The organism is Hyunsoonleella aquatilis, assembly GCF_014270105.1.
Lineage (GTDB): Bacteria > Bacteroidota > Bacteroidia > Flavobacteriales > Flavobacteriaceae > Jejuia > Jejuia aquatilis.
This window is the reverse complement of sequence record NZ_JACNMF010000006.1, coordinates 81,291-102,381: the sequence shown is the minus strand read 5'-3', so window position 1 is coordinate 102,381 and position 21,091 is coordinate 81,291. Positions and strand designations below refer to the sequence as shown.

The window sequence follows — 21,091 nt, the reverse complement described above, 5'->3', positions numbered from 1 at the left end:
TAGTTTGAATTGGTTACGGTTTCTAACTTAAGAAGATTGAAAAAAGCAGAAAGTTGAGGTATGGACAGTTTAAATATACAATAAAAAATCGAATAATATATTGGTTTATAGTGTCTTATGGTAAAATTAAGTTGAAATGTTGTCATAATATTTTATCTTGAATTGACGGCACAGAGTTTTGTAAAGCAAGCGTTCCATATACTAAAGTTGAGATAATCTAAGGTAAAGGAGGCTCCATCTTCAGTTGAAACCTCCTTTTTCAAGATACCTGTTAAATCAATTTAAAACATACATCTTGATTTGGTTGGTTACCCCAAAAGGGCTGATTAATAGCATTGTTTATATTTTTATTAATTTTCGAGAAATTGTCTTATTATCTTGGGTAGCACCTTTGGCTACATATAATCCATTTGGTAATGATTTTACTGAGATGGTGTATCCATTTGTGCTGAGTAATTTTCTTCCATTTAGATCAAATATTTCGGTTTTTAAAATACTTTTATTCGAAAAACTTACGGTGTCCAATGCAGGATTTGGGAAAAGCACAATAGGATTAATGTTCGATTGGTATTGCTTGACATCTAATAGTAAGTTTGAAATATCGATTGCGGTTTTAATAAGCATCCCATAGTTGGTAAACAAAACCATAAATGCTTCCGTACTACTGTACTGCTTTATTTCGGCTTTCCTAATTGAAAAGTCTTCAGGGAGGTTGCTGGTGTCCCAAGATGTGTCGGTCAAATCACGTTCTTCCGAATTAAGTCTTTTGGTTATGGGATCGATATTTTTCAAATACAAATATTTTGTCGCAAAATGATTAAACCTGGGATCACTATTAAATTGCTCGAGCCCTATAATAATAGCTGCAATAAATTTGGTGGCTTCATCATCCGTTAAAACCAGTTCTGTAACTGTTTCAATATCTTCATTATTGCCATTATTGTTGCTGTCAAAGGTTTTAGTTTCAGTAAATGCACCTCCATCACTATCATCCTCTTTAATATCTAGATCGGTTTCTTGTGCTGGTGCAAATAACGATGCAATTGTTACCAAATCATCTAATACAAAAGAAAATACAACGGGGTCAAAACGAGGAAAAACATCATGTATCCTATCCCAATTATTTACGGCGGGTTGGTTCGGTTCCCAGCTTTCTTGGGTTCGTTTTAAATTTCCAGAATTATCGGTTTTGAGGGCAACAGCATGTGTTTTGTTTGTACTGGAGTTTTCAGAAGAACCAAAAATTATGTTCTTAGAAAGGTCCCTATCATTCGTAAATATTTCCTCGGGTGCGGTACAAGTTCCTGTTGCAGTATTACAACGGGTTTTATAAACGCGATAATTAAAGGAAGCATCAAAACCTTTGTGTATCAAATTAATGAAACCGTCGTTCGAATCAGCGACGGTTGATTTTTTAGTCACTATCGCCAGGTAATCAGATATGCCATGAGCATAGGGCACCAAGGTATTATTTTCATCAATAAACACCCAACCTGCATTGTTTTCAACTATAAAGTAGTTATTATCGCCAATTATGCTGTAGGTAAAGTTACCAGCAGAAGGCGTTAATGTTGAGGGTGCCGAAAATGTTCCATTAAAGGTAGTAGGATTAATTTCAGAAATATGAACATCATTTGTTCTGGTAAATCCAATATCAAAGTTCCCTGAGGGTTTTTTACGTATTGAAAAATCCGCAACCGTATTAGAACCGGTGGCCACTGGAGCATTTAAATAATTAATGTTTAAAGTAGAACAATTTTCAGGTGAAGGGGTAAACTCAACCAACTTACCTATATCGGGGATACTTGAAAAAATTTGTGGCGCAACATAGATTTTTCCAGTCGCATCAAAAGTTGTTGCGGTAAAAACATTTTCATTAAGGCAGTTGGCATCGTTGTCTCTGTAATTTGTCCATGTAGACGTGCTTAAATTGGCCAAAGTTATTCCAAAATAATATGAGTTTGCTAGAGAGGTTTGTAAAAGCAGTTCGCCTGATGTTTCGTTTAATGAAATATCGAAAATATTATAGGGAAAGGCATTTACGGGATCATTTTCCTGATATGTGTTCCACACTCCGGAATCGCTAAGTGTATTCAAACCGGAATATCCGCCAATATATAGCAAATCGGTGGTACTCATAAATAGCGAAGTGAGGTTGTTTGAAACTACGTCGGAGTTTGATGGCGTAAAATTTGTCCAAGTATCTGTGCCTTTATCCAGTTCCCAAAGGCCTTTACTGCTTGTGGCAAAAAATGCTTTGGTGCCGGCACTGTTTTCAACAACATCTTGAGGTCTAAACGTAGTTGTGTTTTCATTTTGAAAAACACTATTATCAAAAATTTGATAGCCAAAAGCATCTTCCTTAAAAATGTAAAGAGTACCATCTTTGGCATAAGCCACTTTTAAATAACGAAACTGCGAAGTGCTTTCGCCAATGGTTAAATCGGAGGTGTCGTATGTATAAACAGACAATGTGCTCCCATTATAAATGGCGATTCCATTTTTGATAGTCATGGCTATATCGTTGCTAGTTGGATCCAGGGCAATATCTTTTACATTGGTTATTGCAGGAACTTGACTGGTCAAATTCAACATATCGGTGACCATATTGCTACTGGTGTTGTATTTTATATAACCTATGTCGGTAGCTATATGCAACTCGTTGGCGTTAATGTCGTCTGGTATAATTTTGCTGATCTCGCTTGGCTTTGTAAATAGGTGCCAGCCGTCGGTTTGGGCGTTTAGTTTGAAAAGGCAAACTAACACCATCAGAATTACTAATTGTGTTTTCATTAGGGTATGCTTTAAATTGATTAGTGTAAAACTAGGCTAAAACCACCATCAGACGCAATACCAGAGTTCAGGTAGATTTTTAAATTATTTAGATATTGAAATAAGAATTGATGCGCCTTTTTGTGGAGAAGTATCGATAGAAATTGAACCTCCTATTTGTTGAATTCTAGATTGCATATTTTTTAAGCCCAAACCATTTTTAGTATTCGCTAAATCAAAACCATTGCCATCGTCTTCTATAGATATGGTAGAGCTATCATCATGCCCCATAAGTTGTACATCCACTTGTTTTGCGTTGGCATGCTTTAAAATATTATTAAATGCTTCTTGAATAACTCTATATAATTGAATCGAGGTTTCTTCGTCTAAAGTTTCTGGAAATTGAAAGCTGTTAAAATTAACTTGTAGCGATGTTTGATCTGTAAGTGTTTTTGAAAGGTCTTCCACCGCATTTTTAAACCCCACGATTTTTAAATCCGATGGCGAAATTTCATGGGATAAATTTCTAACATCATTACAAATGGCATCAATGGTTTCGGTAACTTTTTCATCATTAAACTTATCGGAAACAAAACGTTTCAAAACACTAAGCTTGCTTCCTATGTTATCGTGCAATTCCTTGCCTATGCGCTTTCTTTCTTCGTCCTCGCCTTTTATAAACGCAGTTAAGTTTTTACGTTCCTCAATAACTATTTTTTCAGAAAGCACATTACGTTCGTCATATATGTCCTTCACCATAAATACCACTGTAAGTGTTAGGAATAGTATTTCTAAAAACGAAGTGTAAAAAAGCACTGGTAAATCGTAAAAATAGGTGTCGATTAAACCATAGCTGTGGTATAGAATGCTGGCAAATGTTCCAAAAATCATAAAAATATAGGCGAGCGCAAAAAGGGATGTGCGCTTATTGTTCTTTCTGTAATACACCGTTATTTGCACAATTATGATACTGATGAGAATGATAAAAAACCCATACCAGATTTTCATAAATACGGCAACTGCATTTTCAAAAATATGTGTAAAAATAAAGTGTATCGATAGCCTTAATGCTATTACGATACCTAAAAAAAACTCAATACCTTTTTTTAATTTGGGTGTATAAGTTTTGGTCTCCAATATTTTTTGCGAAAACAATGCAAAAAGGATTAAGGAAACTTCGCTAAATACTACATAATTGGCATATTTATTTACGGTACTGTTTTCATCTAAAAACACCTGTGAAAATACTCCAATGTAGGCACTGATAAACAGGCCCAAAGAAACTATATAGGCAGCATAAATGACATAAATACTATTCCTTAGAAAGAAAAAGATAAACAGACTGAAAACGAAGGACAAGAGGCTCACCCCAAAATAGCCCCCAATCAGTAACTGCTGCTTAAAATTTTGTTTTGCAAAGGTGTTTTCACTTTTTAAGCACACCGAAGTGGCCAATGGTTTACCTTCCTCTTTTTTCAATTTTAGTTGGTAAGCCCCTATTTCTTTTGGGTTGAGCCGAATGGGGAACGTAAACAACCTATGCGAAACTGCCTTACTGGAAATAGGGTGCTCAATGCCGGTCGTAGAAAGCGGGATTAAACCACCTTTTTCATTTTTGCTCAAAACTATTTCTTTAATGTACACATAACTCAACTGTAACATGACGGTTCTATCCGCGTCAGTCTCATTTTTTAGTACGAAATCAATAGTGTTGAAGGTGTTGTTGAAACTGAAATAAAAGTAGTTCCTAGTGTCTGGTTTCTGATGACTTTCGTCTTGATTAATTACCGAAAACTGCTTTAGGTTGATGGTCTTGAAGTTTGAGTCTAACACAAGGGTATCCATCTGCGCTTGCGTGCTGAGACAAGAGCCTAAACAAGCTATGAGGAAAAAAAGAATACTGTTATGAAAGCAACTTTTTTTCATTTACAAGTTTTACAAGGTCAATGGAATTATGGATATTTAATTTCTTGAAGATATTTTTTTTGTGGGTTTCTACAGTATAGGCACTAATAAATAACTTTTCTGCTATTTCGGGAACATTTAGGCCTTCAATAAGTTCTGCAATAATTTCCTTTTCCCTTCGGGTGATATTTATTTTTTGAATGAAGCCATCGGTTTCGTCGATTGTCTTTTTTACCCCTTTCCCAAGGTAAAATTTGCCATTTTCAAAAACCGAATCAAAGGCATTTAAAAGGTCATTAGAAGTACAATTTTTCAGCAAAAATCCATCCGCTTTTAGCTGTTGCACTTTTTTTACGATACTTTCCTTATTGTACATGGTGAGTATAATCACCTTTAACTTTGGAAACAAAATCTTGAGCTCCCTTAAAATATCAATACCGTTTTTATTGGGAAGATTTAGGTCTAATAAAATAGCATCGGGATTATGCTTTTTTACTTCAGGAATGACTTTATTTCCGTCTGAAATATAGCCCTTAACCTGATAATCAGGCTGGTTTTCAAAAATAGAAAGCAGGCCATCAACAACAATTTGATGGTCTTCGCAAATAAGGATGTGTTTTGGTCGGCCCTCCATGCAAGCAATATACATAAAGAAAGATACAAAAAAGATTAATCGTTCAACTTCAAAACGGCCATAAACGCTTGTTGCGGAATTTCAACATTACCTACTTGGCGCATTAGTTTTTAAACTCATCAACAAAAAAACAGTCTTTAACCTGTTTTAACCCCGATTCGTCAGAAACTGTTTCCAAAACCAAGCTTATGCGCATAAATTTATTCCATCAATCAATAACGAGCAGTTATGAATGTATTAATCAAAATTATCATAGTATTCCTATTAGGCTTAATTTCATTGCGCGCTCAAAACCAGGTTTCAGGAACAATAATAGATGAAAACAAACAACCTTTAGAGTTCGCTGAAATAACGTTACTTACTAATCAATCTTCGATTGTTACGGGTGTTATAACGGACAAAAAGGGCATGTTTAAATTCAATGCCAATCGAGGAAATTACACCTTGCAAGTTACCTATGTTGGGCAAATACTTTATTCCAAGCAGATTACTGTAGCAGAGGAACCTATTAACTTGGGTGTTATAGGTGTTGAAAGTTCTCGGGAATTGGGTGAAGTTGTTGTTGAAGCAAAAAAGAAGCTAATTCAACAAAAAATAGACCGCCTAGTTTTTAATGTTGAAAATTCATCAAAAGCTTCTCAGGGGGATGCTTTAGAAGTTTTAAAGGTTACTCCGGCGATACATGTACAAAACAATAGAATTACTATGATAGGGAAAAGTAGTCTTCAGGTAATGGTTAACGATAAAATCGTACAATTATCAGACGAAGATCTTTCCGAATTTTTAAAATCAATAGCATCAGAGGACATAAAAAGAATAGAAGTTATTACAACGCCCCCGGCAAAATATGAAGCATTGGGCAATAGCGGGTTGGTTAATATTATTTTAAAACAAGCCAAGAAGGATTCGTGGAATGCCCAGTTAAAATCTGCTTACAGACAGCAGCGCTATTCTACGGGATCTTTGGGAGGGAATTTTAATTTTAACAAAAATAAGTTTAGTGTAGCAACGTCATTTAATTATAACAACGGAACTTATTATCAAGAACAAGACGATTACGCCTATTTTCCGGATGGACTTTGGTACACGTCTTCTCCTTTTAAAGCAGATATTAAGAGGCTCAATGGAAGAATAGATATAAATTACCAAATCACCTCTAAATGGGCAATGGGCGGCCAGTATTTATACAATAACACAAATTTTGGTGTAACAGATGCTCCTTTTACTCCTGTTTTTGATTACAATACCAATGAAACTTTAAGATCACTCCAATCTGACGGAACAATGGATTTAAGACCAGAAATTCATTCCTTAAACTATAACAATGAGGTTGCCATAGATACTTTAGGGCGAAAAATAATTTTTAATTTAGATTACTTCGCATATAAAAACCTAGACACCAAAACCTATGATGGGGTTTCAATTATAAAAAACCCATTTTCAGAACAATTTTATAGAGGCACAAACACAAATAAACAAGATGTAACAAATGTATCTGTTAAATTAGATATAGAATATCCTTTAGACAGGATAGATTTAAGTTTTGGAGGGAAAATATCAAACACAAACTCATTAAATGATATTTTGTTTTTTAACAGTGGATTGGTTAACGCTCCAGTTACAAATTTGCCCTTATCTGAAAATGATTTTCAGTATAAAGAAAACATTCAAGCATTGTATATTTCTGCTAATAAAAATCTAAGTGATAAGTGGAGTGTGAAATTTGGGTTAAGAATGGAAGCGACTCAAACAAATTCTAAATCCATTAATTTAAATCCATCAGTTAAAAATAATTACACAAAGTTGTTTCCAACGTTTTATTTGTCATATAACGCAACAGAAAACTCAATGTTTTCATTTAATTATAGCAAGCGTATTGATAGACCAGGTTTTTTTGAGTTGAATCCAAATTTATATTTTGTTAACCCGTTTCAAACCATCGAAGGAAATGCTTTTTTACAACCAGCCTTCATAGATAATTTTGAATTAATAAATACTCATAAAAACTTCATAACAAAACTATACTATAGCTACGAAGATAATTTGTTTTCACAAGTGCCATTAGCAGATACTTCTACAAATATTATTCGTTTTACCAATGAAAATTTTATAAATACAAATCGAATTGGCTTTTCAGAAAACTACACATTCAATAAAATTAAATGGTGGAGCAGTAATAATAGTTTCGATGTAAATTATTCCAAATCAGAATTTAATTTAGAAGAGCAACAAGAGGATCAAAAAGGAGTAAATGCAACCATTTCAACCTATAATGATTTTAATGTGAATACTGATAAAACGTTACTATTAGGAGTCTATTTTTGGTATAGCTTTCCTGGTGTAAATGGTGTTTTTAACACGAAATCAGCCAGTTCGTTATCTTTATCCCTGCAATATTTAATGTTGAAAAAGGATTTAAATATATCCTTGAGAGGAAATGATATTTTTAAAAGTTCTGTAGAAAGAAATGAAAGTAGAGTTAATGGCGTATTTCAAACAGCAAGATATTATTATGACAGCAGATGGTTTCAACTATCTGTGAGCTACAAATTTGGCAATAAAAACATTAATGCTAAAAGACATCAAACTGGAAACACAGAAGAGAAAGGGCGCACGGGAAACTAGAGGTAAACACTAACTAATGGTAACTAAATTTAATACATCAGATAGAATCTTATTGGTAATTTACTATTCGGTATTCGTCCTTTTAATGACAGTTACATACCATTCTAAAAATGACTTGTACAGCGTTTTTATAGCTGATACTTTTTCATCTATATTCATTTCGTTAATTATTATTGTTGTTTTCTTTAATGTGCTGATTCCAAAGTATTTATTTAAGAAAAGATACTTTTATTTTATTGTCTTTGGAGTTTTAATATTGTCCTTTTTTGGGGCCTTACTTGAAACTATCGTTTTTTTTGCACAAGGTTACAGTTGGAGCGAACTCCCAAAATGGCACAAGCTTGCTATTCTAGGAATTTCGACAGCTTCAGACAATACAGGGTTTCTTTTCGGATTACTTTTAACCAAAAAATTCTATGAAAACCAAACATTGTTATTAACTGTTGAAAAACAACAAAAAGAAAACGAGCTAAAATCACTACGTTCTCAAATAGACCCGCATTTTTTGTTTAATAACCTAAATACCTTAGACTGTTTAATTGATGGTAACCCAGATAAAGCAAAAGAATACACTAACAGATTATCTTTAATTTACCGTTATTTAATTAAAACAAAAGATGCCGAGGTTATGGAACTAGCTGAGGAAATTGAATTAGCAGAAAACTACATTTTTTTAATCAAAACGCGCTTTGAAAATGATTACGATTTTAAGGTTGATGTTAATACTACTATTGAAGACAAATTTATTCCCACAGGAGCCATACAAACCCTTTTAGAAAATGTGGTAAAACATAATAAACCTCGAAATAACGAAGCAATTAAAGCTACTATTTTAGTAGAAGACAATGCGCTAAAAGTTATAAATACAAAATCGAGTATCCCTTCTAAAAACGAATCTTTTGGAACAGGATTAGATAATTTAAAAGCAAGGTATCAATTACTATCGGACAAAAAAATTGTTATTATAAACACAGATAAAAAATATACTATTTCCATTCCAATTATTAAACTTATTGAATAATTTTCAGGCATGAAAATTTTAATTTTAGAAGACGAAATACCTGCATACAAGAAATTAGTTTCTTTTGTAAATGATTATTTTGAAGAAGAAGTTTCTCACGACTGGGCGCGATCAAATAATGAAGGTATGGAATTACTTCTCAAAAATAAATACGATTTTATTTTATCAGACATTCAATTGTTAGATGGTTTGTCATTCGATTTGTACAATGAAATTTTCATAGAATCTCCCATTATATTCTGTTCTGCACACGACGAGTATTTATTTCAAGCCTTTAACACCAATGGTATCGCCTATATCTTAAAACCCTATACACAATCCGATTTTAAAAAAGCCATTGAGAAATACCAATCGTTATTTCAAAAAGGAAATTATAACAAGTTAAATCAGCAAACCATTGCCGAACTCAAATCGGCTTTAAGAGCAGAGCACAACAATTACAAAAAACGTTTTGTCATCAAAAAAGCAAAAGGTATTCAGTTGTTAAATGTGTCAGACATCAATCTTATTGAGGCTTCGGGAGATTTTTGTATTGCTACAGATAACAAAGGAAAACGTCATAGTATATCGCAAAATCTAGGTGCCATTCATCAACAATTGCACCCCACAAAGTTCTTTAAAATTAACCGTAGCGAGATTATAAATATCGATTATATCGAAAACATAGAAAGCCATTTTAAGAACAGGTTGCTTATCCAAATGACGCATGTAAGAGAAAAAGTAATGACGAGCTCCTCCACCACATCAGATTTCAGAAAGTGGTTAGAACAATAAGTTTTTGAGCGTTACCACAAGGGTCGAGCTTTCTATTAGGCTGGCCTTCTTGTAGTTTTTTTAAGGCGTCATTGCGAGGAGCAAAGCAACTTGGCAATCTTATAAATGATTTTTATTATCAAATTTAGCTTTTCAAAAGCCTTAAAACGTATGCCACTACAATCCCTAGTAACAATGCGCTAAAGTCTGTGCTTAATCATTCAACTTCAGAACCGCCATAAATGCTTGTTGCGGAATTTCAACATTACCTACTTGGCGCATGCGTTTTTTACCTTTTTTCTGCTTTTCTAAAAGTTTACGTTTACGCGAAATATCGCCACCGTAACATTTTGCAGTTACGTCTTTTCGGAGGGCTTTTACAGTTTCCCTCGAAATAATTTTGGCACCAATAGCCGCTTGAATTGGAATGTCAAACTGCTGACGCGGAATCAGTTCTTTTAATTTCTCACACATCTTTTTACCAATGGTTTGGGCGTTTTCTGCATGTATCAAGGCCGAAAGTGCATCAACTGGTTGCGCATTCAGTAAGATATCCAATCGTACTAATTTTGAAGGCTTCATACCAATGGGGTGGTAGTCAAAAGACGCATAGCCTTTTGATACTGTTTTGAGCCTATCATAAAAATCAAAAACAATTTCTGCCAAAGGCATTTCAAATGTCAGTTCAACCCGCTCGGTGGTCAAATACGTTTGATTGGTGATAATACCGCGCTTTTCGATACACAGTGACATCACGTTGCCCACAAAATCAGCTTTTGTAATAATGGTAGCCTTGATATAAGGTTCTTCCACACGGTTTAAAGTAGAAGGATCGGGCAAATCAGACGGGTTGTTTACAATAATTATCTCGTCGGGTTCTTTATTTGTAAATGCATGATAGGACACGTTGGGCACTGTGGTAATTACCGTCATATCAAATTCGCGTTCCAAGCGTTCCTGGATAATTTCCATGTGGAGCATCCCTAGAAACCCACATCGGAAACCAAAACCTAATGCTGCTGAACTTTCAGGTTGAAACACCAAAGAGGCATCATTCAGTTGCAGTTTTTCCATGGATGCACGAAGTTCTTCATAATCCTCGGTGTCCACGGGATATATCCCGGCAAATACCATAGGTTTCACATCTTCAAACCCTTCAACAATGTTTTGAGTTGGTTTAGCAAAATCTGTAATGGTATCCCCAACTTTTACTTCCTTGGCCGTTTTTATACCTGTAATCAAATAGCCAACATCACCAGCTTTTATGCTTTGTTTGGCGACTTGATTCAGCTTTAAAGTACCCACTTCATCGGCGTAATAATCTTTGCCTGTGGCGACAAATTTAATATGTTGCCCTTTCTTGATTTCACCATTAAATACCCTAAAATAGGTTTCAATCCCGCGGAAGGTGTTGTAAACAGAATCAAAAATCAAGGCTTGCAATGGTGCATTTGGGTCACCCTTTGGTGCTGGAATGCGCTCAATAATAGCGGACAGAACGTTGTCCACACCAAAGCCGGTTTTACCGCTGGCATGAATCACTTCTTTAGGGTCACAACCCAATAAATCCACAATATCATCTGTCACTTCTTCTGGGTTGGCGCTTGGCAAATCCACTTTATTTAAAACTGGAATAATTTCCAAATCGTTTTCCAAAGCCAGATATAAATTGGAAATGGTTTGTGCTTGAATGCTTTGCGCCGCATCTACAATCAACAAAGCACCTTCGCAAGCGGCAATAGATCGGGACACTTCATAAGAGAAATCCACATGACCAGGGGTATCGATGAGGTTTAAAATATATTTTTCGCCTTGATACTCGTAGTCCATTTGAATGGCGTGCGATTTGATGGTAATCCCACGTTCGCGCTCCAAATCCATATTGTCCAATAACTGGTCCTGCTTTTCACGTGCCGTTACCGAACCTGTATAATCCAACAAACGGTCGGCCAACGTACTTTTCCCATGATCAATATGCGCGATAATGCAAAAGTTCCTAATGTGCTTCATAAATCAATTCACCTAAAAAAAGATGTTGCAAATATAGTTGTTTTTTGGTCAGATGTCGTGCCAGACCTCACAGGTTTTCGAAACCTGTGAGGTCTTTTAGAAACAAGAAAATTTCAAGTATTTTTTATTTCCCTGAATTGTTTTGAATGCCAAAATACGGGAATGGCTTTCGGATTAAATTTTAAAACCCAACAGCCAAAGCACCACAAATCCCCAAACTGATTATACAGTAAACGGCGGCAATAATAAAAAGTACCTTGGCCGCCTTTTTGTTGGTCTTTCGAACCAGCAGGCCAATGATGGTCAATATTATTGCTGGGCCAAACATGATGGCCAAGACTAAATATAACAGGGCATCGTAGTTTGCTTCCATTAATAATGAGTTCATAAAATATTCGATCTAAGTGTGTCCAGTTGTTTTTTCTTGTCATCCCGATACAACAAATTCATCGTTTCAAACGGAATGATTTTATTGTCTTTATCCACAATATGCACGCAGGATTTTTTGATGGCGCGCACGTCAAAGTTGTAAGCGTCAATAAATTGCATGATAATAATACGAAATAAATTGTCATATCCCAGATTTGGTGCATCAATATTTGGCAAGCAACACATGATACTTTTTAGGTTTTCTTCGGCCACTTCCACCGAATTTCCCGTACTGAACAGTTCAATCATTTTGCCGTGCAACTGCTCATCCTGCTCATAAATAATGGTGTTCTTACTGTTGTCCAGCAAATCGTTGGGGTTGACGTAGCGTGTCAAGGGAAACACTTCATCATCCAATTTCAGGGCATAGCCCATCACTAGGGCATCGGGATTGCATGGCACGGGCAATAAATCGTCCGAAGTAAAAATATCGGTCTGCTCCATAATATTTCGGCGCACTTCCGTTAGGGTCATTCGGTCTGTTTCGGGATTAAAATTATCCAATCGTCCCGCAATTTGCGTGGGTTGAAACGTCACCCCGCGCACACATTTTTGTTGCAGTGCAAAATCAATAATTTTCCCAATTTCATCATCATTCAAACCCTTTTGAAGCGTTACCACCAAAGTCGTCGATAAATTCAAAACATTCAAATGTTCCAAAGCCTGCTGGCGAATATCCCATAAATCCGCTCCACGCAATTCTTGAAGCACTTCATTTTCAAACGAATCAAACTGCAAATAAATTTCAAAATCAGGGGCATAGGTTTTTAGCCGTTCCGCAAAAGCGAAATCCTTGGCAATTTTTATCCCATTGGTATTCAGCATCAAATGCCGAATCGGCAAAGATTTTGCATAATCCAAAATGGCCCAAAACTGCGGATGAATCGTAGGTTCCCCACCCGAAATCTGGACCACATCGGGTTCCTTTTCGTTTCGGACTACAGCATCCAACATGGCTTTCACTTCCTCCAAATTTCGGTGCCGACCGTATGTGGGCGACGACCCCGCATAACAGGTGGGGCAGGTCAAATTACAACGATCCGTCACCTCCACCACCGTGAGGCACGAATGCTGTTCGTGGTCTGGGCACAACCCACAATCGTACGGGCACCCATAATGCGTTTTCGTGTTAAAGGTATATGGCGTCTCACTCGGCTTATTGTAATTCCTAATGTTTTTGTAGTAGTCTATGTCGTCGGCAATCAACACCTTCGAATTCCCATGCTCAGTGCATCGCTTAAGCATATACACCTTCCCGTTTTCAAACACAATTTTCGCATCCACACGCTGTAAACACTCAGGGCACAAGCTCAGGGTAAAATCGTAATACGTATATTTTCTCGTTGGCATTTTTAAATATTTTTGGGCGTTACCCTCGATGTCACATTCGTCCGAAACATATAAAATCCATCCTCGGGGCGGGCTTTCCGCTATATCTTTTTAATGCGTCATTGCGAGGCGTTTACGCCGTGGCAATCTTTTAAATAATCAGCCTAAAATCAAAATTAGGTTTTTTAATAGCCTTAAAAAGGATGCCGCTGCAATCCCTAACGCGGGTGAGTTTGCTGGCTTCATAGCTTCTCCATCTGTTTTAACACTTTATCAAGTCGTTTTACTTGTGATTCTTTTTCACATTCCACTTTGCGTTCAGTGATGATCCTTTGGTAAATCTCTTTATTATGTTTGCTTATCGAAACAGCCGCCTTCTCCATATACTGAGGCAATTGTTTTATGGGGCAGTTCCATAACAGGTCAGTCAACAAGTTTTCAACTTTATCTTGATACTCCGGATAGGTGTTGAGTTTTGCAAATATCTGAACGCCAGCATCCACCGTTATCACCGAACCTTTATTTACCGTATCAGAAATCAAATCTATAGATTCAAATAATTCCTTGGGTTTTAAATCAGCGATTGTGGATAGCGCAATCATACCTCCCCAAACCAATCTATTGTTTTTGCTACCCAACAACCCCAAAAACTCCGAATAATAATCCGCAATCAAGGCAGGTTTTATATAAGCGGTTTCATAAAGTGTTTTTATGCAATCCGCCTGTATTTTTTTGCCCTTGTTTTCCAGATTCTCAACCAGCTCTCTAATGGCATCGTTATTTTCGGTTGTTGCAATGTCTTTGGCTAGGGCGATATTGGTGTCATTCCCTTTTTGGCCTTGTGATGAGGAAAGTTGATTTATAACATTCATAATTTTTTACTTTTAATAGGTCGATACTTTTTAAAGTTTTCTTTAAAAGGCAAAGGAACGCAGGTGTGTTTGCTAGCTTTGTTCAGCGATTACCTTTTGTAAGTATAGTTTATTTAAAATCTAAGATTGTTTTTTCTGCTACGACATTTACAAAACCTTCAAATAGACACTCATCTTCAACTTTATTAATTCCTGTTTTAGCTGTCCAATACTTAAAGGCTTGCTCTCTGATAAAATCGAATGAATTTGTAGATAAGTTTAAATATTGTTGACTTGCTTGATGGACTTTACCTGAAACATTGATTTCAAATATTTTTCCTTTTTGTCCTAAAGCATTCCACCAATAATCTACAGCAGTTTGATCATCAGGAATAATCCATAAGCACTTAATTCGTGAAGGATAATTCGGAAAAAACTCCTGTCTAACTTCTTCAAACAATTGTTCTCTTGAGAACTTAATGTAATGACTTAAGGTATTTGTTAAATGTCTAATAGCTTCGTCCCTGTCATATGAAAAATGCTTTTCTAAATAAGGGTTTTTAAGATTGGTCATTGTAAATTCAGTCATTTTGTCTGATAAAAAATAGGAATTAACCATTTCTCCAGTTATTGGAGATTTATAGTTGTGCCCAAATTTGTCAAAATAACCGTTAAAACCATTTTTTTCTTTTCCGATGAAGACCGTTTTACCTATTTCCAATAAATGACCTCGATGTATGTGATAATATTTTTTATTTTCTACAATTTCCAATTTCTATATTCTAAAGCTTTTAATTGAAATTATTATCGTCCTCCAATAATACCCCCAACAAACTACACATAAAATTTGAATCGTACTTAATCCAAAAACAAAAAACACATTTGGTTTTAAAAATTCAATACAAAATCGAAATCCGAAGTAGAGAATCATAAACCACTTAAAGAGATCGCCGTTTTTTAAAGTTGCTTTGTTTTGTAATTGTTTCAAACCAAAAAACAAGAGCACCAAAAACACCAATTCGTAAAGCGACGTTGGGTGGCGCAACAGGCCATCTCCCAAATCCATACCGGTGAAAAATGAAGTTTCCTTGCCATAAGTAAACTCATTGGTACCTGACAAAAAACAACCAATGCGCCCAATAAAAATCCCCAAAATAATAGGGAACGTAAACAAATCCCCCGAGGATTGGGTTTCCCCTATATATTTCTTCATCAGTTCCACACCCAAAAGCCCACCAAACAAACCGCCCATGATGGTTTTGGTATTCAACAATTGAATCAAATTTTCCTGTGAAACCGGAAAAACGGGATTCTCTAAAAACCCCACAACCCGCGACCCGATTAAAGCCCCCAAAGCGGCCCCAAGGATGATGGACAAGCGGTTATTTGAAGAAATACGGTCGCTACTTTTTCGCCTTAAAACTACATAGTAGCGAAAGGCCACAAAAAAGGCCAGATATTCCAGTATCAAATGTACATTAATGGTGTAGCCAAAAAGTTGGGGCTCAAAGGGGATGTCCAAATCGTAAAATTTTCTAAATATACCTGTTTTGTCCTACTTTTGTTAAATATCCATAAGGTATGAGGCATTTTGTATTGGTTGTTATTGTTGTTTACGGACTGAATCCCATATTCGGGCAGACCATAGAGGTGTCTCAGAAATTCAAATTGCCCAATACTTTGAGTGAGTCTTCGGGAGCCATCTTTTTTAATGATAAATTGATTACCATTACCGATTCGGGTGGGGAAAACAAGCTGTATGAGCTAGACACCATTTCAGGAACTATTACCAGAACGGTTACGGTCGTCAATGCCACGAATACCGATTGGGAAGCTTTGACGCAGGACGACACATCAATTTTCATTGGCGATATTGGTAACAATAGTGGTGACCGAACCGACTTAAAGGTTCATAAAATCAGTAAAGTAGATTATCTCAATTCTACCGATATTATCGCTGAAACGATTGACTTCAGTTACGCCGACCAATCCGATTTTACGGCAAATTTAAATAATACCGAATGGGATGCGGAGGCTTTAGTATCTAACAGTGATACGCATTTAATACTGTTCACAAAAGATTGGGTTAATAACATTACAAAAGGCTATCTCATTCCAAAAACGCCGGGGACATTTGCCGTAAATCCGTTAAATTCCACTTTGGAAAGTGATGGCCTTATTACAGGAGGGTTTTTTAATGATACCTCGGGGAAATTGTATTTAGTGGGCTATTCCAATCTTTTGGTGCCCTTTATTTGGACAAGCGAGAGTTTTAACGGGAACGATGTGTTTTCAGGAACTAATACAAAATCAGCATTGGATGTTGGGCAGGAACAAATTGAGGGTATTGCCTTCGTTAGCGCCAATCGGTATTTAATGACTTCGGAATCTTTTTCCGTCACTCGTTTGGGAATTACCTTTTCTGATGATGCCAAGCTAATGGCGTTTTCAATAGACGAGGGCGCGCTTAGTAATTCCAATTTTGAAAACAACGAAAGCATCAAACTTTTTCCAAATCCGGTAGTTGAGGTTTTGTATGTAAATGGAGAAGGCATAGTCTCTGTGGAACTTTTCGATACAAAGTCGGTATTGCTGTCTAAAGGCAACCAAGCACAAATAGATATGAGCAATATGGCTTCGGGCGTTTATTTGGTGAAGATCAATTTTATGAACCAAAGCTCCATTGTGAAACGAGTTGTAAAACGATAAAATTCACTTATTTTTGCGCAAAATTTATACACGTGGTCAAAATAGACAACATAGAACTCTCTGATTTTCCGTTGCTTTTAGCGCCAATGGAAGATGTGAGCGACCCACCGTTCCGAGCCTTGTGCAAGGAGCAGGGGGCCGATGTGGTCTATACCGAATTTGTGTCCAGTGAAGGGTTGATACGAAATGCGGCCAAAAGTGTGATGAAACTGGACATTTATGAAAAGGAGCGTCCTGTGGGTATTCAGGTTTTTGGGGCGAATTTAGACAGTATGCTCCAAACGATTGATATCGTTGAAAAATCCAACCCGGATATTATTGATATCAACTTTGGTTGTCCGGTGAAAAAGGTGGTTAGCAAAGGTGCTGGAGCCGGTATTTTAAAGGACATCTGTTTGATGGAAAAACTGACGGCCGAAATGGTGAAGCGTACCCATTTGCCCATTACGGTAAAAACCCGTTTGGGATGGGACCACGATTCCATAAAAATTGTTGAGGTGGCCGAACGCTTGCAGGATGTGGGTTGCAAAGCCATTGCCATCCATGGCCGTACTCGCGCTCAAATGTATAAAGGTAATGCAGATTGGAAACCGATTGCGGCGGTAAAAAATAATCCGCGAATGCATATTCCTGTATTTGGAAACGGGGACGTGGATACCCCCGAGCGTGCGATAGAAATGCGTGATAGTTACGGTTTGGACGGTGCGATGATCGGTCGTGCTAGTATAGGAAACCCTTGGTTTTTTAAACAGGTAAAACATTATTTTGAAACAGGTGAACATTTGCCTCCAATTTCTTTAGAAGAACGTGTGGAAGCAGCACGACGCCACTTACAAATGTCTATTGATTGGAAAGGCGAAAAACTTGGGGTATTTGAAACCCGTCGTCATTATACCAACTACTTTAAAGGCATTCCGCATTTTAAGGACTATCGCATGAAAATGGTGACGAGTGACCACTCCGAGGATGTTTTTGCTACGTTTGATGAGGTTTTGGAGCGATTTGCGGGATATGAGTTTACGAGCTAAGAACCACCTGAAAAACGTTCTGTCATTCCTGCGAAGGCAGTAATCCACCTCTCTTAGTAACGATTTTAGATTCCTGCCTTCGCAGGAATGACAACACCGTGTAATTTTTTTTGTTCCTTTAGCATAGCTTTTAAAACCCAGATTGATTAATGGAAAATAGAATCAAAATTATCTACTGCACCCAATGCCGATGGATGTTACGCGCCACTTGGATGTCCCAAGAACTGTTAACTACTTTTGCTGATGAAATCGATGAATTGACATTGGTTCCTTGCTCTGGAGGCATTTTTGAGGTTTATGCCAATGATGAAAAAATCTGGTCGCGGAAAGACATGAATGGTTTTCCTGAAATTACCGAACTGAAACGACAAGTTAGGGATGTGATTGCGCCAGATAAGGATTTAGGCCATATTGATCGAAAAAAATAATCAATATTGGTCGTTGTTTTAAGCAGAATCATTTCTATACCTTAGCCATACTATTTATCTAAAAGTATCACTCGCTATGTTTAAATTCATTTTTTCACTACTCACAGTTTCACTTTCATTTACATGTCTTAAAGCGCAAGAGCCCTATCAGTTTACCGAAGTTATTGATTTAGAAGCAACGCCTGTCATTAGTCAAGGTCGCACTGGGACATGTTGGAGCTTTTCAAGCACGTCGTTTTTAGAATCTGAAATTATTAGACTTACAGGACAGCAAATTGACTTATCTGAAATGTACACGGTACGCAATACTTATCCCAAAAAGGCAGATAATTTTGTGATGCGCCAAGGGAAAGCGCAATTTAGTGAAGGTGGTTTAGCACACGATGTACTTAATTCTGTAGCAGAATACGGCTTGGTGCCGAATACTGCATTTAGTGGTTTATTTGGAGGCGAAACCTATCATAATCATGCTGAATTAGTCGCAGTTTTAAGAGGAATGGTAGAAACCTATGTAGATAATCCAGGAAAAAAGTTAAGCAAAAAATGGAAACCAGCCATAGATGCTGTGCTTTCGACATATATTGGCGAAAACCCAAAGACATTTAAGTATGATGGCAAAACCTATACACCGCAGTCGTTTTTAGAAATGACAAAAATTAATCCGTCAGATTATGTAAGTATCACATCGTTTACACATGCGCCATTTTATTCAAAATTTATTTTAAACGTTCCAGATAATTGGAGCTATGGCAGTTTTTATAATGTGAATTTGGATGAGATGATGCAAACTATAGACAATGCTCTGGAAAATGGATTTACAGTAGAGTTAGACTGCGATGTGAGTGAACGAACATTTTCCTCCGAAAGCGGTGTGGCAATAATTCCAGAATCAACAGAAAACAACGAAAAAGCCTTAGAGGCCATTTATCCTGAAAAACAAATTACGCAACAATACCGTCAGGACGAATTTGAAAACTTCACCACTACCGACGATCATTTAATGCACATTACGGGCATATTAAAAGACCAAAATGGGACTAAATATTACAAGGTAAAAAACAGTTGGGGAACAGATGTCAATAGAAATGCCAATGGTGGTTATGTATATTTTAGCGGAAGCTACATGCGTTTGAAAGCTATCAGTATTACCGTGCATAAAGATGCTATTACCAACGTATTGGCAAATAAACTAGGCGTTGATTAAGAAAAAACCAATGTAAATATTACCCGCGAGAGGGATTGAGGCATGCTTAGACTGCGTTCAGCGGGGGGTCTGTTGAATTCCCTCTTCCGATAGCTATCGGGAGAAAGCGATTGCCGAAAGCCGGTTGCCATTTTTTTGGAAATGGCAACTCGCCCAAGACATCAATACCCAGTAACCAACTTCTCCGTAATTTTCGTAGCACTTATTTTAGAAGATAAAATGCCCAACACCGAAATGGTAAGGAACACGATGACAAAGTTTTCCAGTTTTATACTGACAGGATAGGCCAAGGTTGGCGTGATGGGAACAAGTCCGAAAGTTTGTTGAAGCAACACCACCAAAAACCCTAAAAGCAGACCAACTACACAACCTATAAGCGTAATTGCCGAGCCCTGTATAAAAAAAATCTTTCGCATATTTTTTATGGGTACGCCCAAATTGAAAAGTGTGTTGAGCGACGGTTTTTTTTCGAGAATCATCATGATGATGGAACCAACAACGTTAAATATCAATAAAGCCGAAACGAGGGTAAGCAAAAGATAAATCAACAGATTTTCACTGTTTAGCATTTTATATAGGGCATCATTGAGTTGGACACGGTTTTTTAGTGCTACGTTATTCCCAAAAATAGTTTGGATTTGTGTTTTTACTGCAGTTTCGTCCGCCCCTTCTTTAAGTTTGAATTCAATGGCCGAAATTTGATTCGGTTGATAACTTAACAACCGTCTTGCCAAACTAATGGACGCATACACATAGTTATCGTTTAATTTTTCATTGATATCGAAGATGCCCACATTGATGGCGCGAACCGTATTAAAGGCACTTTTAATGGATTCGATTTGGCCCGTTCCTGGCTTTGGCACATAGAGATTTACGGCCTTTCCATAGTCAAGTACCCCGAAAGACAGGTTTTGGGATACGCCCCACCCGGCTACAATCTGATTGGTTTTTTGCTCTAACCAACTGCCATAGGAAATTACGGAATCGATAGGGTTTACCTTGTTATAATTAGCGTCTACGCCCCTGATACTGGCCAGATAGTTTTTACCGTCTGCGAGCACGACAACCCGTTCTTCAATCACCTCGGAATATAGGGAAATATCTTCAAGCGCATCGAGCTGTTTCCGTTGGGTGGAGCTCAATACGAAAGACTTCCCGATTGTTGTTTCGGCTTTTAAATCGGGATCAACAATAGTGGAAAATTGCAAGGTAAAATCCTTTAATCCTGCAAACCCAGACAGCACCACAAACAAGGATGCCGCGCCTAAAACCACGCCAATAAGGGCGATAATGGTGATAAAATTAATAGCATTATTACTGCTCTTGGAGCGCAGGTAACGTTTAGCTATATAAAACGGAACATTCAATACTATTGTCTAATAAAAAAGATAAT

17 protein-coding genes are annotated in these 21,091 nt (G+C 36.9%); 7 read left to right on the top strand and 10 right to left on the bottom strand.

What is annotated here, in order from left to right; translation table 11 throughout:
* Nucleotides 1-339: 339 nt before the first annotated feature.
* From H7U19_RS15770 to H7U19_RS15760, 3 genes are all read right to left on the bottom strand, one after another.
* Entirely contained in the window at nucleotides 340-2,793 is a 2,454-nt protein-coding gene (locus tag H7U19_RS15770) for a T9SS type A sorting domain-containing protein (protein WP_186563837.1), read from the bottom strand.
* A gap of 84 nt (nucleotides 2,794-2,877) precedes the next feature.
* Nucleotides 2,878-4,617: a sensor histidine kinase gene (locus tag H7U19_RS15765; RefSeq protein ID WP_186563836.1), complete on the bottom strand. Its 1,740-nt coding sequence runs from the start codon at nucleotides 4,615-4,617 to the stop codon at nucleotides 2,878-2,880.
* 58 nt (nucleotides 4,618-4,675) lie between these two features.
* Nucleotides 4,676-5,326 carry a response regulator gene (locus H7U19_RS15760; protein ID WP_186563835.1) on the bottom strand — a complete coding sequence of 217 codons (651 nt, stop codon included), beginning with the start codon at nucleotides 5,324-5,326 and terminating at the stop codon, nucleotides 4,676-4,678.
* A gap of 213 nt (nucleotides 5,327-5,539) precedes the next feature.
* Here H7U19_RS15760 and H7U19_RS15750 point away from each other — a divergent pair, with 213 nt between their 5' ends.
* Genes H7U19_RS15750 through H7U19_RS15740 form a run of 3 tightly spaced genes read left to right on the top strand, consistent with a single transcriptional unit; the run spans nucleotide 5,540 to nucleotide 9,731 of the window.
* On the top strand, nucleotides 5,540-7,936 hold the full coding sequence (locus H7U19_RS15750; protein WP_186563834.1) for a TonB-dependent receptor: 2,397 nt from the start codon (nucleotides 5,540-5,542) through the stop codon (nucleotides 7,934-7,936).
* A gap of 16 nt (nucleotides 7,937-7,952) precedes the next feature.
* Entirely contained in the window at nucleotides 7,953-8,957 is a 1,005-nt protein-coding gene (locus H7U19_RS15745; RefSeq protein ID WP_186563833.1) for a sensor histidine kinase, read from the top strand.
* A gap of 9 nt (nucleotides 8,958-8,966) precedes the next feature.
* The gene (locus H7U19_RS15740; RefSeq protein WP_186563832.1) at nucleotides 8,967-9,731 is read left to right on the top strand and encodes a LytR/AlgR family response regulator transcription factor; all 765 of its coding nucleotides are present in this window, start codon (nucleotides 8,967-8,969) and stop codon (nucleotides 9,729-9,731) included.
* Nucleotides 9,732-9,923: 192 nt separating this feature from the next.
* On the opposite strand, the gene lepA is transcribed toward H7U19_RS15740, so the two are convergent.
* From lepA to H7U19_RS15710, 6 genes are all read right to left on the bottom strand, one after another.
* Complete coding sequence (gene lepA / locus H7U19_RS15735) at nucleotides 9,924-11,720, bottom strand: translation elongation factor 4 (protein ID WP_186563831.1); 1,797 nt, start codon at nucleotides 11,718-11,720, stop codon at nucleotides 9,924-9,926.
* A 181-nt stretch (nucleotides 11,721-11,901) separates the two neighbouring features.
* Entirely contained in the window at nucleotides 11,902-12,108 is a 207-nt protein-coding gene (locus tag H7U19_RS15730; protein WP_186563830.1) for a hypothetical protein, read from the bottom strand.
* The gene (locus tag H7U19_RS15725; RefSeq protein WP_186563829.1) at nucleotides 12,105-13,499 is read right to left on the bottom strand and encodes a radical SAM protein; all 1,395 of its coding nucleotides are present in this window, start codon (nucleotides 13,497-13,499) and stop codon (nucleotides 12,105-12,107) included. Before H7U19_RS15725 ends, H7U19_RS15730 begins: the two co-directional genes overlap by 4 nt.
* Before the next feature lie 221 nt (nucleotides 13,500-13,720).
* A complete protein-coding gene (locus tag H7U19_RS15720; RefSeq protein ID WP_186563828.1) occupies nucleotides 13,721-14,350 on the bottom strand; it encodes a hypothetical protein in 630 nt (209 codons plus the stop codon).
* Nucleotides 14,351-14,459: 109 nt separating this feature from the next.
* Nucleotides 14,460-15,101, bottom strand: coding sequence for a DUF2441 domain-containing protein (locus H7U19_RS15715; RefSeq protein WP_186563827.1), 642 nt, complete (start codon nucleotides 15,099-15,101; stop codon nucleotides 14,460-14,462).
* A gap of 3 nt (nucleotides 15,102-15,104) precedes the next feature.
* Nucleotides 15,105-15,851 carry a prolipoprotein diacylglyceryl transferase gene (locus tag H7U19_RS15710; protein ID WP_186563826.1) on the bottom strand — a complete coding sequence of 249 codons (747 nt, stop codon included), beginning with the start codon at nucleotides 15,849-15,851 and terminating at the stop codon, nucleotides 15,105-15,107.
* A gap of 59 nt (nucleotides 15,852-15,910) precedes the next feature.
* Between H7U19_RS15710 and H7U19_RS15705 the strand changes: the two genes are divergently transcribed.
* The 4 genes from H7U19_RS15705 to H7U19_RS15690 all read left to right on the top strand — a co-directional run bounded on the left by H7U19_RS15705 (nucleotide 15,911) and on the right by H7U19_RS15690 (nucleotide 19,698).
* Entirely contained in the window at nucleotides 15,911-17,038 is a 1,128-nt protein-coding gene (locus tag H7U19_RS15705) for a T9SS type A sorting domain-containing protein (RefSeq protein ID WP_186563825.1), read from the top strand.
* Between the two features lie 32 nt (nucleotides 17,039-17,070).
* Nucleotides 17,071-18,066: a tRNA dihydrouridine synthase DusB gene (gene dusB / locus H7U19_RS15700; RefSeq protein WP_186563824.1), complete on the top strand. Its 996-nt coding sequence runs from the start codon at nucleotides 17,071-17,073 to the stop codon at nucleotides 18,064-18,066.
* A gap of 149 nt (nucleotides 18,067-18,215) precedes the next feature.
* The gene (locus H7U19_RS15695; RefSeq protein ID WP_186563823.1) at nucleotides 18,216-18,494 is read left to right on the top strand and encodes an Rdx family protein; all 279 of its coding nucleotides are present in this window, start codon (nucleotides 18,216-18,218) and stop codon (nucleotides 18,492-18,494) included.
* A gap of 76 nt (nucleotides 18,495-18,570) precedes the next feature.
* The gene (locus H7U19_RS15690; RefSeq protein WP_186563822.1) at nucleotides 18,571-19,698 is read left to right on the top strand and encodes a C1 family peptidase; all 1,128 of its coding nucleotides are present in this window, start codon (nucleotides 18,571-18,573) and stop codon (nucleotides 19,696-19,698) included.
* Between the two features lie 161 nt (nucleotides 19,699-19,859).
* Here H7U19_RS15690 and H7U19_RS15685 read toward each other — a convergent pair whose 3' ends face one another.
* Nucleotides 19,860-21,065 (bottom strand): ABC transporter permease, encoded by a 1,206-nt coding sequence (locus H7U19_RS15685; protein ID WP_186563821.1) that lies wholly within the window; start codon nucleotides 21,063-21,065, stop codon nucleotides 19,860-19,862.
* Nucleotides 21,066-21,091 lie beyond the last annotated feature (26 nt).